The sequence below is a fragment of the Mesobacillus maritimus genome (genome assembly GCF_023715205.1).
In the GTDB taxonomy this organism is placed as follows: domain Bacteria; phylum Bacillota; class Bacilli; order Bacillales; family Cytobacillaceae; genus Mesobacillus_B; species Mesobacillus_B maritimus_C.
On sequence record NZ_JAMBNR010000037.1, the window covers coordinates 1 to 8,380 of the forward strand.

Genomic DNA, 8,380 nt, shown 5'->3' on the forward strand with positions numbered 1-8,380 from the left:
GGTGAGCCGTTACCTCACCAACTAGCTAATGCGCCGCGGGCCCATCTGTAAGTGACAGCCGAAACCGTCTTTCAGCATTTCCTCATGAGAGGAAATGAATTATCCGGTATTAGCCCCGGTTTCCCGGGGTTATCCCAATCTTACAGGCAGGTTGCCCACGTGTTACTCACCCGTCCGCCGCTAATCTTTTAAAAGATCCGCTCGACTTGCATGTATTAGGCACGCCGCCAGCGTTCGTCCTGAGCCAGGATCAAACTCTCCAATAAGATGAGACTTCCATCGTAGGGCGTTTTTCCCCGTGATGGTTAGTCGAATCAATCGCGTATTAACGGTCAGTTCATCCGTTAGGATGTTACTGACTGTTAATACGTGGAAAAGAGTATGAGTTAAGCTCATAAAATAAAACGTTGGCTCATGTTTTACTATACTAATAGAAGAAACATGATAAATATTGTTTGTTGACGCTTGTTTGTTTAGTTTTCAAAAGACAATCAAATCTCAAATCGACAAATGATATTTTTCTATATCGCAATCAACATGTCAATAGTATTTTGTGATAGTGATTTCCGCCGTTATCATCAGCGGATTTATAATATATAATAAACAAAACCATTCGTCAATACTATTCTAAAAAAATATTGGCAAACTACTACAGAAAAATAGGCGGCAACACATTTTCTATATAAACTGCTTACCGCCCTACACTTTTTTACTTTCTATTAAATTGAATGTCTTTATCTATGTTCATCTGTTGTAACTCTAGTTTCATTTTCTCTGTTTCTATTAAATAATTTTCGTGTTTTAGTCTTTCCAGCTCTAGTTGGTCCTTCATGATTTCTTGTTTCATTCTTGTTTGCTTTCGAAAATGACTTGTTAGAATTGCAATAATCGGGATAGAAAACACCATTACTACTGTTATTGTCCCTGTCATCTAATCACCTCTTTACCATTTCTAGTCTAATTATACGATAATTTCGAAAATACAAATAGTCACACTCTTGATTTCATATTAAAAAAGTCTAAATCCAAAAATCAGGACTTAGACTTTTTCCATTATACGAATACAGTTGTTTCCATTAGAAAACGATCCACTTCACTAGCGACTTCGCGTCCTTCATTTATCGCCCAAACAATTAAACTTTGCCCTCTCCTTGCATCCCCTGCCACAAAAACACCGTCAACATTCGTTTTATATTCATTGCTCTCTTTGCCCTTATTTTGCACCCCAAATTGATTCAATAATGATTGCTGTGGTTGTTCAAAACCAATAGCTATAAAGACATATTGGGCTGGCCAAACCTTTTCTGTTCCTGGTATCTCGTTAAAAGTAACACGCCCGTCTTCGCCTTTCGTTTTCTCCATTTGAATGGTATGCAACTCTTTTACATAACCATTTTCATCATAAACAAATTTCTTTGTTTGAATCGAATATTCTCGAGGGTCCTTGCCGAATTTTTCTTGAGCTTCTGCGTACGCATAGTCCAAAGTAAACACATTTGGATAAGCCGGCCACATATTTTCTTCCGTTCTACTCGTTGGAAGTTTTGGATGTTTCCCGAATTGAATGACACTTTTACAGTTTTGGCGAAGAGCGGTCGCCACACAATCAGCCCCTGTATCTCCACCTCCAATTACAATAATATCCTTTCCTTTCGTATCAAGAAATTGATCATTTTTTTTATAATCAGGGTCTAATAGACCTTTCGTTGCTCCGGTTAAATAATCCATCGCGAAATGAATACCTTTTGCATGACGTCCTTCTAATAATAAGTCTCGGTGATTTTGAGCTCCTGTACACAAAATCACTGCGTCATACTCTTCATTTAACTGGTTAGCAGAAATATCTTTGCCTACTTCAGTGTTCGTAACAAATACAATTCCTTCCTCGACTAAAAGACGAATCCGGCGTTCTACAATATCCTTTTCTAATTTCATATTCGGGATTCCATACATCAAAAGTCCACCCGGCCGGTCAGCACGCTCGTATACCGTTACAGAATGACCCGCTTGGTTAAGCTGGTCTGCACTAGCCAATCCTGCTGGGCCAGAACCTACGATCGCTACTTTTTTTCCAGTTCGAACGGTTGGAATACGCGGAGTAATCCAACCGTTTTCAAACCCTTTATCAATAATCGTCCTTTCAATACTTTTAATCGCAACTGCAGGATCAGAAATCGCTAATGTACACGCCCCTTCACACGGTGCAGGACAAACACGACCAGTGAATTCTGGAAAATTATTTGTTTTTAACAAACGTTCTAGAGCCTCTTTCCAGCGCCCCCGATAAACCAAATCATTCCATTCAGGAATTAAATTATTTATTGGACAGCCGGTAGTTGCACCTTGAATCTCCATCCCCATGTGACAAAAGGGCGTTCCACAGTCCATACATCTAGCACCTTGCCTTATTAACGCTTGATTAGATAGCGGCTTTGAGTATTCTTCCCAGTCATTTATACGTTCAAGAGGGTTCCTTTCTTTCAACTTTTCTCGACTGTATATCATAAATCCTGTAGTTTCTCCCATCTTTCTCTCCCCTTCCTAAAGTACAGGTGATTCTGGTTTTCCATTCATATTTTTACTCTTCATATTTATCTCAAACGCCCGCATCACTGCTTCCTCATCCGTTAAGCCAGCCGCTTTTTGGTAGGCGATTTGAGTCTTCATTTTTTTATAATCTTTCGGTATCACTTTGACAAATTTCTTCACGACTTGGTCCCAATTTTCAAGTACATAGTTGGCTTTTGCACTATCTGTATAGTTTAAATGATTTTGGACCATTACTTTTACTTCACTTATTTCCTCAAGGTCCGTTAGTTTTTCTAATTGAATCATTTCTTTATTGCATAACCCTTCAAACTCATCATGGTTATCCGCAAGAACATATGAAATGCCCCCAGACATACCGGCTGCAAAGTTCTTACCAACATCTCCAAGAATAACCACACGACCTCCTGTCATATATTCACAACCATGATCACCAATACCTTCAACGACTATATGAGCTCCACTATTCCGTACAGCAAATCGCTCACCAGCACGACCACTAATATAAGCTTCCCCGCTTGTCGCTCCGTAAAAAGCAACGTTTCCAGCAATAACATTCCCTGCAGAATAAAGCTTCGTAGGCTCATGGTCCTTTACAGCAATCTTCCCCCCTGATAACCCTTTTCCAATGTAGTCATTCACATCACCTGTTAACCGTAATGTCATGCCTTTTGGTAAAAACGCTCCAAAACTTTGTCCTGCGGATCCTGTAAACCGTAGTGTGATTGTATCTTCAGGTAGTCCGTCTTCGCCGTAACGCTTAGAAATTTCACTCCCAACAATCGTGCCAACAACTCGGTTAGTATTCTTAATAGGAAAAGTAATATCGACTGGTTTTTGTTGTTCGATTGCTTCCTGGACAACTGGTAAAATTTCTCGAACATCAAGGGATTCTTTGATTTTATGATTCTGGGGAACACGGTAAGTTCGTGCACCATTTAATTGGTAAAGCAATTTTGTCAAATCTAGCTGCTTTGCCTTCCAATGGGATTTTGTCTGTTCAGTCACGGTTAATACCTCTGTTCGACCTACCATTTCATCCATTGTTCTAAAACCAAGTTGAGCCATATATTCGCGAACTTCTTGTGCGATAAATCGCATGAAATTGACAATATAATCCGCTTCACCAGTAAATTTTTTGCGTAATTCAGGACTTTGAGTAGCCACTCCTACAGGACAAGTGTCTAAATGACAAGCTCTCATCATCACACATCCTAGAACAACAAGAGGAGCAGTAGCAAATGCAAATTCTTCTGCACCAAATAACGCTGCCATCACAACATCCTTACCAGTCATTAACTTTCCGTCTGTTTCCAAGACAACTCGATCACGCAATCCATTCAGCATTAAGGTTTGGTGAGTCTCAGCCAGACCCAGTTCCCATGGAAGACCTGTATGTTTAATACTCGTTTTCGGAGAAGCGCCAGTTCCTCCATCGTATCCACTGATGACAATTACATCAGCTGCACCTTTTGCAACACCAGCAGCAATTGTTCCAACACCAGATTTAGAAACTAGCTTTACGCTAATTCGGGCGTCTCGATTGGCGTTTTTTAAATCATGGATTAATTGAGCTAAATCCTCTATAGAATATATATCATGATGCGGTGGTGGTGATATCAACCCAACTCCAGGTGTTGATCCCCGAACATCAGCCACCCACGGATAAACCTTATTTCCTGGAAGTTGGCCACCTTCACCTGGTTTTGCTCCCTGAGCCATTTTTATTTGCAATTCATCTGCGTGCACTAAGTAATGACTTTTAACACCAAAACGACCAGAAGCGATTTGCTTTATAGCACTACGACGTAAGTCTCCGTGCTGATCAGGAGTAAAGCGGCTCGGATCTTCTCCACCTTCACCACTATTGCTTTTTCCTCCTAGACGGTTCATTGCAATAGCTAAAGTTTCATGCGCTTCTTTACTTAATGAACCAAAAGACATTGCTCCTGTTTTAAAACGCTGCACAATTGTATCAACCGACTCCACATCGTCAATTGGTATGGATTTTTGCCTTGAATTAAACTGAAATAAATTACGAAGGAAACCGATTCGTTCGTCATCTGCTGCTTTCGAGTACTGTTTAAACAATTGATAATCATTCTTCCGTGTTGCCCATTGTAAAGTATGGATGGTCTTTGGGTTGAAAGCATGATGTTCCCCTGTTTTCCGCCATTGAAAATCACTACCGGCATCAAGGGTTCGATCAACATCAGTAAAGGCCTTTTCATGAATCTTCTTAGTCTCTTCAGCAATAGTCTCGATGTCAATTCCATCAAGTTGTGAAACAGTGCCCGTAAAATATTGATCAATCACTCTCTTACTTACTCCTACAGCCTCAAAAATTTGAGCCCCGCGGTAACTTTGGACGGTAGATATCCCGATTTTAGACATAACCTTCACAACACCTTCAGTTATCCCTTTTATATATTTTTGAGTAGCTGTCGTGTAGTCAAATGGGATTTCCCCTTCGTTCACAGCTTGTTTATAGGTAGCTAGAGCAAGGTATGGATGAATCGCATCAATACCATAACCAATCAGTGCCGCAAAGTGATGAACTTCCCTTACTTCTCCTGATTCGACGATAATACTGACCTTTGCACGTAAACCCTTACGGACTAGATGATGATGAAGTGCGCTTGCAACAAGCAGGACAGGCATCGCAGCATTTTGTTTATCCATTTCTCGATCAGATAAAATCAAAAGACTTACATCATCTAAAATTGCTTTATCGGCCTCCTGACACACCTCATTTATTGATTTTTCCAAATCTTCGGAAAATAACGTGTGAATAACCTGACTCTTAAACCCTTTTAAAAGATTGGATTTTAACAAATTCATTTGCTGATTCGATAAGATTGGAGTTTCGATTTGAATTCGCTGACAGTTTGTTGCATTCGGGTGAAGTAAGTTCCCTTCTTTCCCTAAATAAGAGATTGTAGAGGTTACGATGTCCTCACGTATCGCATCAATCGGTGGGTTCGTTACTTGTGCGAAATGTTGTTTAAAATAATTAAATAAAGACTGTGGTCTTTCAGATAACACTGCAAGTGGACTGTCATTCCCCATTGAACCTAACGGGTCTTTCCCCTCAGATACCAACGGAATTAAGTATTTATGAATATCTTCATATGTGTATCCAAATGCTTTTTGGCGAACAGCTAAATCCGTGAACTCTTGTTCATCATGTACCTCAACATTAAGGTCTTTTAAGCGGACTAATTGTTCAAAAACCCATTGTTCATAAGGATATTCACTTGCCAAATCCGCTTTTATCTCCTCGTCAGAAATGATTCGCCCTTCCTCTAAATCGATTAATAGCATTTTTCCAGGACTCAAACGGTCTTTAAAAACAACATTTTCAGGTTCAACATCAATCACTCCTACTTCGGAGGAAAAGATAATATAATCATCCTGTGTTACATAATAGCGAGCCGGACGTAATCCATTTCTATCCAGTATCGCCCCTATTTGTTTTCCATCCGTAAAGGAAATCGCTGTTGGTCCATCCCAAGGTTCCATCATCGTGCTATGGTACTCATAAAAAGCACGGTCTTCTTTCGACATCTGAGGGTTTTTTGCCCAAGGCTCAGGAATAAGCATTCTTGCGGCATGAGCAGGTTTTCGCCCAGCTAAGACTAAAAATTCTAATGCATTATCAAGGATGGACGAATCACTGCCTTCTGAATCTAAAATCGGCACCAGTTTATCAAGGTCATTTCCGAAAACTTCGGAAACAAACTGCTTTTCACGGGCATTCATCCAATTAACATTTCCTCGTAGTGTATTGATTTCACCGTTATGAATTAAGTAGCGATTGGGGTGGGCTCGCTCCCAGCTTGGGAAAGTATTCGTGCTAAAACGCGAATGTACTAACGCAAATGCGGAAACAAAACTTTGATCCTTTAAATCCAAATAAAAGGCATCTACTTGTTCTGGAGTTAATAAACCTTTGTAAACAATGGTTCTACTAGAAAAACTCGCAAAATAAAAAATTTTATTCTGATTACGCCCCCAATGTTCAGCACGTTTTCTTATGATATATAAATGACGTTCAAATGATAAATCATCACGAATGCCTTCACCTGCTCCGACGAACAATTGTCTAATAATCGGAGCCGTTTTTTGAGCGTTATTTCCGACTCTATCCATATTTACAGGAACCGTTCTCCATCCTAATACCTTTTGGTCTTGTTGTTCAACCATTGATTCTATTTTGCCTTCCACTTCAACTCTTTCAAGCTCAGTTTCTTTCGAAAAGAAGATCATTGCTACTCCGTACCTTCCCCGCTCAGGCAATGATAATTCCGGGCATTCTTTACGGAAAAATTCATCTGGAATCTGAACCATGATCCCTGCACCATCACCTGTAAGTGGATCACTCCCCTGCCCACCACGATGGTCAAGTTGACAAAGCATATTCAAACCTTTTTTTACAATTTCATGTGTCGCTTTCCCCTTGATATGAGCATACAACCCAATTCCACACGCATCATGCTCAAATTCTGGTTGATAAAGCCCTTGTGCTTTTGGTAATTGATTAAAAGTCATATTAATCTCCCCCGTAGTTTTCCGAACTTTGACTCGATTTATATTTTAAGTTTTCAGATTGATATAAAACAATATATAATTAAAATGAAATCAATCGTTTTTTAATATTAATATAGGAGGGAAATAAAATGGAATTAAGACAACTACTCTATTTTGTCGAGGTTGCAAAACGCGAGCATGTAACTGAAGCAGCTGAACATTTACATGTGGCACAATCAGCGGTCAGCCTCCAAATCTCAAAATTGGAGGATGAATTAGGAGTATCTCTATTTGAACGTGTAGGCCGAAATGTTAAATTAACGCAAATCGGAAAAACCTTTCTTACGCATGTTACTCAGGCTCTAAAAGAGCTAGATTATGCAAAACAAAATATCAAAGAATATCTTGATCCAGAGCAAGGTACGATTAAAATCGGGTATCCATCAAGTTTAGCAAGGCATTTGCTTCCGACCATCATCTCTGCATTCAAAGAAAAAAATCCACGAATTACATTTCATTTAAGACAAGGTTCTTATGCTTCCTTAATTGATTCAGTCAAAACTGGTGATCTTGATTTGGCTTTTTTAGGTCCAGTCCCCACCAATGAACCAGGGATACAAGGGACAACTTTGTTTACAGAAAAATTATCGGCATTATTACCCACAAATCATCCGTTAGCAAATAAGAAAAAGATTTCTTTAACTGACTTGCGCACAGACGTTTTTGTTTTATTCCCAAATGGATATATTCTAAAAGAAATTGTCGTAGATGCATGTAAACTTGCAGGATTCAACCCTAAACTCGCGTCTGAAGGCGAAGACATGGATGCCTTAAAGGGGCTAGTTTCAGCCGGCATCGGAATTACACTCTTACCAGATAGCACAATTTCAGAATCAATCCCTCGCTTTACAGTTAAAGTAGCAATCGATGAACCAACTGTAACTCGAACTGTTGGAGTCATCATCCCATCAAACAGGGAAATTGCTCCATCTGAAAAATTATTCTATCAATTTGTGAATGACTTTTTCTCTGTCATCGAGCAATATCGATAAACTCTATGGTAATTTCCCCTAACATCATGGATTATGTTATGGAGCTAGGGACTGAAGATTTCGATCATTAGCTCCATAACATTTTATTTTCTAAGCTGAAATTGCCAGGTTAAGCTGTCCTATAGAATAAAGTAGGGAAACCACTATCATGGCTTCCCCCTTATCAAACCGTACGTGCCCTATTAAGGCATACGGCTTACCCATATGTTACAAGTGTTATCAAGAGGATGCGTTCCAGGCATTTTGCATCT

The 8,380-nt window shown here is 39.6% G+C and carries 4 protein-coding genes and 1 rRNA gene; 1 reads left to right on the plus strand and 4 read right to left on the minus strand.

Annotated features, from left to right (window positions below):
• From M3182_RS25420 to gltB, 4 genes are all read right to left on the minus strand, one after another.
• A 16S ribosomal RNA gene (locus M3182_RS25420) occupies positions 1–266 on the minus strand; the annotation flags it as partial.
• 443 nt (positions 267–709) lie between these two features.
• Positions 710–931, minus strand: coding sequence for a hypothetical protein (locus M3182_RS25425; protein WP_251560608.1), 222 nt, complete (start codon positions 929–931; stop codon positions 710–712).
• Positions 932–1,053: 122 nt separating this feature from the next.
• Positions 1,054–2,526 (minus strand): glutamate synthase small subunit, encoded by a 1,473-nt coding sequence (gene gltD, locus M3182_RS25430; protein ID WP_251560610.1) that lies wholly within the window; start codon positions 2,524–2,526, stop codon positions 1,054–1,056.
• A 15-nt stretch (positions 2,527–2,541) separates the two neighbouring features.
• Positions 2,542–7,098, minus strand: coding sequence for a glutamate synthase large subunit (gene gltB / locus M3182_RS25435; protein ID WP_251560612.1), 4,557 nt, complete (start codon positions 7,096–7,098; stop codon positions 2,542–2,544).
• Positions 7,099–7,226: 128 nt separating this feature from the next.
• On the opposite strand from gltB, the gene gltC reads away from it, so the two are divergent.
• Complete coding sequence (gltC, locus tag M3182_RS25440) at positions 7,227–8,129, plus strand: glutamate biosynthesis transcriptional regulator GltC (RefSeq protein ID WP_251437706.1); 903 nt, start codon at positions 7,227–7,229, stop codon at positions 8,127–8,129.
• The last annotated feature ends 251 nt before the right edge of the window (positions 8,130–8,380 follow it).

Bases quoted from the DNA above. Each gene is read 5' to 3' on its own strand.
- gltB (WP_251560612.1), bottom strand. From the start codon at position 7,098: ATGACTTTTAATCAATTACCAAAAGCACAAGGGCTTTATCAACCAGAA.
- gltD (WP_251560610.1), bottom strand. From the start codon at position 2,526: ATGGGAGAAACTACAGGATTTATGATATACAGTCGAGAAAAGTTGAAA.
- gltC (WP_251437706.1), top strand. From the start codon at position 7,227: ATGGAATTAAGACAACTACTCTATTTTGTCGAGGTTGCAAAACGCGAG.
- M3182_RS25425 (WP_251560608.1), bottom strand. From the start codon at position 931: ATGACAGGGACAATAACAGTAGTAATGGTGTTTTCTATCCCGATTATT.